This is a genomic window from Arthrobacter cryoconiti, assembly GCF_020905375.1.
Lineage (GTDB): Bacteria > Actinomycetota > Actinomycetes > Actinomycetales > Micrococcaceae > Specibacter > Specibacter cryoconiti.
Genome location: NZ_JAJJBU010000046.1, coordinates 1 through 4,321, shown reverse-complemented (window position 1 = coordinate 4,321; position 4,321 = coordinate 1). Strand labels below are relative to the sequence as shown.

5 protein-coding genes are annotated in these 4,321 nt (G+C 54.6%); all 5 read left to right on the top strand.

Annotation, left to right across the window (positions count from 1 at the left end):
• Window positions 1–164 precede the first annotated feature (164 nt).
• The 5 genes from LOH53_RS16660 (at window position 165) to LOH53_RS16640 (ending at window position 4,137) form a co-directional block, all read left to right on the top strand.
• Window positions 165–494: a helix-turn-helix domain-containing protein gene (locus LOH53_RS16660; RefSeq protein ID WP_230068884.1), complete on the top strand. Its 330-nt coding sequence runs from the start codon at window positions 165–167 to the stop codon at window positions 492–494.
• Window positions 491–1,366 (top strand): ImmA/IrrE family metallo-endopeptidase, encoded by an 876-nt coding sequence (locus tag LOH53_RS16655; protein WP_230068883.1) that lies wholly within the window; start codon window positions 491–493, stop codon window positions 1,364–1,366. Before LOH53_RS16660 ends, LOH53_RS16655 begins: the two co-directional genes overlap by 4 nt.
• Complete coding sequence (locus LOH53_RS16650; protein ID WP_230068882.1) at window positions 1,363–1,995, top strand: PIN domain-containing protein; 633 nt, start codon at window positions 1,363–1,365, stop codon at window positions 1,993–1,995. The genes LOH53_RS16655 and LOH53_RS16650 overlap by 4 nt, the downstream gene beginning before the upstream one ends.
• Window positions 1,996–2,259: 264 nt before the next feature.
• The gene (locus LOH53_RS16645) at window positions 2,260–2,826 is read left to right on the top strand and encodes a YbjQ family protein (RefSeq protein WP_230068881.1); all 567 of its coding nucleotides are present in this window, start codon (window positions 2,260–2,262) and stop codon (window positions 2,824–2,826) included.
• A 783-nt stretch (window positions 2,827–3,609) separates the two neighbouring features.
• Entirely contained in the window at window positions 3,610–4,137 is a 528-nt protein-coding gene (locus tag LOH53_RS16640) for a PH domain-containing protein (RefSeq protein WP_230068880.1), read from the top strand.
• Window positions 4,138–4,321 lie beyond the last annotated feature (184 nt).

Here is a 4,321-nt window from a genome sequence, read left to right as displayed (position 1 = left end):
ACGCTGCCGCCCACAAAACGGCGGCATGATTTCCGGGACGGTTCATAGTCCAGGTTGATCTTGGTAGGTTGACGCTTGCCAGCGGCTTGTACTCGTATGCCCTGGTGGCTGCGCACGGTGATATAGTTGAATCAAGAGCTGATAATGATTCAAGGAGGTTTGTGATGAGTGCAATCAATGTGGGGGGTCGTGTGAAAGTGGCTTATGAGGCGGCTGGCCTGACTCAGCGGGAGCTTTCTGATTTGACTGAAATTTCGCAACCGACTCTTTCTCGAATCGTTGTCGGTGACCGCGTAGCAAAGGCTAACGAGCTCGTGGACATTGCACGTGTCACGGGTATTCCCCTATCTCAGCTGACAGGCTCCGGCGCTGCTTCTCGAGTGTTTTGCGCAGCCCGCGCCACCAATGGGGCTCAGATGACGCAAATGCGCGACAAACTTATCGAATTCGCGGACCTCAACTCGTATTTGGACGCTCAGGCCATTCCGGCATGACCATGTCTTCAGCCGAGGAAGAGGGCAAACTAGCTGCTTCTAAATTCCGGGCGGATCATGGGCTTGGGGTTTGGCCCCTGAATGATTTGGTGGCTCTCATAGAGACGCGCTTGGACATCGATGTGGCCATCTTGGATGTCGAGGCAAAAGGCGGGGAGCACGGCCTTACGATGTTCGACCCTAAGGGTGGGGCGACGTTCATTGGCGTAGCCAAAACGGACCACCCAATGCGGCAACGCAGTACGCTCGCTCACGAACTTTCCCATGCCTTATTCCGCGACTGGGTCGACTTTGACCAACCGATGCCACTTGCTCGTGAGCGAAGAGAGCAGCGCGCCGACGCTTTTGCTCGCCACCTACTTGTACCGGAAGACTCACTTCGATGGTTTCTGGCGGCTTGCACGCCAGGAGACTTGCAGATGTCTCACTTGTCGGCTGTAGTGCAAACATTCCTCGTGTCCCCTGCCATTGCTGCGATCGCGATGGATTCCGCCGGATTCATCAACTCGACTACCAAGGCCCAGTGGATGGGCCTGCACACGCCGGGGCTGGCCACACAATTCGGGTGGCTTGACCAATACCGAACGCTTCAAGCCGACTCATCCCAAACCCGTGCGCCGCAGCGCTTGCTGACGCGTGCGATTCGGGGATATGTGGAGGACATAGTCACCGTCGAAACAGTGGCATCAATCAGAGGCCTCTCAGCTTCCGCGGTCAAAGAAGAGCTGGATGCTGCTGGCATCGCACCCAAGGTCGTGGAAGCTGTAATCATGAGCGACAAAGACTTTCCTGCTGTCGAGGTAGACCAGGCGTTCCTTGACGCTCTGGACGACCTCGACAGACAGGTGAACTCCGAAATCGAGGAACAGTGACGGCCCGCCCGATCATTGACGCGGGCCCTGGTCTGAACTTCTTCTCGCTGAATCAAGAGAGAATGTTGTTTGAGGCGCTCGGCCCCCTCTGCGTTCCCGAGACCGTCCATGCAGAAATGACTCGTAAGGCTGGCACCGATACTCGGTTTGAGCGCACACGAAACGTGCTTGGGAAGCTCCCAGAAAGATTATTGGCAATCCTCAGTGACGATATGACTGGACCGTTCCAGGGCAACTTCGAGCGTATCGCCGAAATGCCCATGGTGGACCGAATGAAGACCGGCAAGGATCTTGGGGAACTGATGGTGGTGGCTCACGCTGCCACTCAAGTTGAGCAAGGATGCGACATCACTGTTCTCATAGATGATCGCGGGGGTCAGCAACTCGCTGCGCTCGAGTCCAAGCGTTTGGACCGTCGCAGGATCCTCGAAAAGCAGATAGGACATCTGCAAATAATCACGACGCTGACAGTGCTAGAACGATCCATCGCGAGTAAACATCTACCCGACAATATGGCTCTTCGTAAACTCTACGAGCGGATGCGCTCCCTTGACGACGGACTCTTGCCGTTGGAGATGACCGGTCTGCTCACGTCGCCCGGCTGGTCGTCTGGAAACAACTTGGCATAGCGGATAGGGGAGGACCGTTGATCTAACGGCCTTATCGCCGTGGTTTCATTGCTCCAATAGTGTGAAAGCGGTCGGACTGACAGCTATCGTGATGCATGTCCAAATCTCGATGTTGACCCAACCAAGCAGAATGCCGTGAAGTATCTACGATAGGGAGTTTGCGTGAAGACCCGGGACGTTGCAAAAACTTACAAGCTAGACCCAGCCGCTTTCGATCGGTGGCTAAAAAAGTCAGGATTCCCATGGAAATCTGGGATTACTGGCATGACCGTTGAGGACAGTGTGAATACGCGCGAGATGGTGAAGGTATACACGCAATACCTGGCCCAAGAGCAGGTGCAGCTGGACCATGTTCAGAACGCAGAGAAGGCGCGATTTGCGCTGGAGCAGGAACGCCTCGCTTTGGAACGGTCAACAGCAGAACAGGCTGAGCTAGCGAAGCAGCACGCCTTGTCGAACATGCTCATTAGCTCAGGTTTCAACTTTGAGGGCTACGCCATCACCAAGTACTCCGGCTACATTTCTGGAGATGATGCGGTATCGATGGACCGCCCAAAGCACGGCTGGATTGGGGGCGTGAACAAGGATGTCGGCGCAGACCTGTTGTCAGGACTATCGCAAATCAGGCGAAACGCTCTAGCGGAGTTGAAAGAAGAAGCGTACGCGCTCGGATGCAACGCTGTAATCGGAGTGGATTTCGACTACCTGACATTAGACCCCGAGACTGCGAGCAATGCGGGCGGAACACTGTATCTACCGTTCTTGTTTGCAGTGACCGCGAATGGTAACGCCGTTGTGATTGAGAAGCACGAACATGCTGGTTTGGCGTAGCTGGCCTTTTCGCGCGCAGGGAAGCGTCTCCATTTTGGTCAAGTTGGCCACTCATCAAATGTGCCGTGGCAAGACTGGATAAGTTGATGAACTGTGAAGGTTTTGTCTGTCTGACTGGCCTTGTCGTCGTGAGTGGCGATGCGAACTAATTCCGTGCAAAGGCCAGTTCGAAGATCACCGAGTTATCACCGAGACCTTGACTACAGGGCCTCTCTGATCTCCGAAATCTAGAGAACGGTGCCGACGGCAAGGAATTTCACTTGGTTGATTTTGTTTCTTTCATTGACATTCGCCTGCTCCCAAAATGACGCTGTTGCCCATGGACGGGTGCGGTGGTGCCTCATCTAAAGTGCTCGCGAAAGTCTTAGGCTGCGTGGGGTATCGCCCATCTGGATCGTGCCTTGGCTGCTTGCGAGGATCTCGTTCCTGTCGCCCAAACGATCCCCGGGATGGAAAAGAGCGCCTCGGATCTAGAAACCTTCCGGGGTAGGCTCGCTTTCTCGAAGCCAAAGTGGGCATCACGCAAACGTGTCACCATACCTTTGAGGCGATTCGATCAACCGGACTCACGTTTCAGAATTGGATCAAAGCCGGGGCTGGCTTGTAGATGGTTGTAGTAAGGGCTAGGAGGTGGCTGGTAAAGGTAATCAATTCAGCTTTTTGGCAACCATCAGAGTGCTGAGACAAGTGGGGTGAGCGAATGGTCGGGCACACCAGGCAAGCCGTCATGGTCCTCTCAGACTGTAAGCTTCAACTAATACGGACACGACTATCAAGTGGGGAATGATGGCCAAGATTGAGAAGTTGATCGCTCAGGCACGGCTGCATTTACAGGCGGGGGAGCAGGTGAGTGCTGCTGTCATGGGATCGTACGAGACCAAAGTCCTCGGCACTGACAGCGTACGGTCTGGTGTCATGCTTGCTACCGATCAGCGGGTCATTTTCTATGCAAAGAAACTGGGCGGTTACGACCTCGAGTCCTTCACCTATGGCAATATCTTCTCGTTCGAGCAATCGAAGACGACGATGGGTTACCAGGTATCGTTTTGCGCATCGGGGAATAAAGTCACCCTCAAATGGATCGTCGAACGAACTGGTTTTGAGAAGTTCGTTGAGGTCTTCAAATCGCGAATTGGCCAGCCTGCACTTGAATCGGTTGCTTCACCTACTCCCGTACCGGCTGCGCCGGTGGCCAGCTTATCCGATGCGGTGTTCGACCAGCTTCGCCAACTCGGTCAACTTCGTGACGCCGGCATCGTGACGACTGCAGAGTTCGAAGCCAAGAAGACTGAGCTCCTGTCACGGTTGTAGTGGCGCTTAAAGATCTCCCAATACGGTGTTGACACTGTCACACATTTCCTGTCGGATGGGCCCGGACTGTGAACCGTCCCGGAAATCATGCCGCCGTTTTGTGGGCGGCAGCGCCGGGTAACGAGCCGGAATTTTCATGATAGTAGGTTTGCTCGTATTCTTCCGGTGTCTGGTGACCCAATGC

Coding starts and splice junctions, on each gene's coding strand:
- LOH53_RS16660 (WP_230068884.1), top strand. CDS start 165: ATGAGTGCAATCAATGTGGGGGGTCGTGTGAAAGTGGCTTATGAGGCG.
- LOH53_RS16655 (WP_230068883.1), top strand. CDS start 491: ATGACCATGTCTTCAGCCGAGGAAGAGGGCAAACTAGCTGCTTCTAAA.
- LOH53_RS16645 (WP_230068881.1), top strand. CDS start 2,260: ATGACCGTTGAGGACAGTGTGAATACGCGCGAGATGGTGAAGGTATAC.
- LOH53_RS16640 (WP_230068880.1), top strand. CDS start 3,610: ATGATGGCCAAGATTGAGAAGTTGATCGCTCAGGCACGGCTGCATTTA.